Raw genomic sequence first — 239 nt, 5'->3', positions numbered from 1 at the left:
GCCTTACGAAAACCAACTATACGCCAATTTCCAGTGTTTGCCCAATAGAAGCGATCCCGGAGTGCAAGACGTACTAGATGAGCCAATAGCGTATGATCATCGTTATCGTCCCAAGTACGCATACGCTGGCAGTCCAGATCATTATCATCCAGGCAATACGCTTCCACAATGGGAATCTGGTGTTGTCAATGATATCCATGAACACCTGCCTTGCCCCTGAAAACCCAATAGGCCCACCC

General features: G+C 48.5%; 1 protein-coding gene. It reads right to left on the bottom strand.

Annotation, left to right across the window (positions count from 1 at the left end; genetic code table 11):
• Window positions 1–73 precede the first annotated feature (73 nt).
• Complete coding sequence (locus tag SB822_RS60615) at window positions 74–199, bottom strand: DUF2474 domain-containing protein (protein WP_410859588.1); 126 nt, start codon at window positions 197–199, stop codon at window positions 74–76.
• Window positions 200–239 lie beyond the last annotated feature (40 nt).

Source organism: Paraburkholderia sp. SIMBA_054 (genome assembly GCF_046534875.1).
Lineage (GTDB): Bacteria > Pseudomonadota > Gammaproteobacteria > Burkholderiales > Burkholderiaceae > Paraburkholderia > Paraburkholderia hospita.
Note: the sequence above shows the minus strand (reverse complement) of the source record. Positions and strands in the feature narration are given on the sequence as shown.